Annotated in this window: 1 pseudogene; it reads left to right on the top strand. The window is 37.4% G+C overall.

The annotated features are described in order from the left end of the window. Nucleotides 1–226, top strand: a pseudogene (locus AB4486_RS25390) (hypothetical protein); the annotation flags it as partial. Nucleotides 227–326 lie beyond the last annotated feature (100 nt).

Below are 326 nucleotides of genomic sequence, written 5' to 3'. Positions count from 1 at the left end.
CCCTAGTTCAGATTTTCTGAACCCTGATATTTTTCTTTCAAACCTCAAGTTAGCGCTTGATAGCCTTCCAGATGGTGATATTGAACTTTGTAACTTGGGCAATGAAATTGGTCGAGTCATTGCTAATTTGAACTCACCAAATAAGACGCTTTTACGTGAAGTAATTTATGGTGTTGAACATGGTTTTGACATGATTAGCAAAGAAAGAGGAACTTCGAATGAGTAAGCTTGATGAATGGGTCGACAACAATATGACATTAACCAGTATCATCATAATGGTTGTGGGTTCAGCACTCGGATACATCCTTGTCTAGTATCAATTACTA

Source organism: Vibrio sp. 10N.222.55.C6, from assembly GCF_041473395.1.
Classification (GTDB): Bacteria; Pseudomonadota; Gammaproteobacteria; order Enterobacterales; family Vibrionaceae; genus Vibrio; species Vibrio crassostreae_C.
Note: the sequence above shows the minus strand (reverse complement) of the source record. Positions and strands in the feature narration are given on the sequence as shown.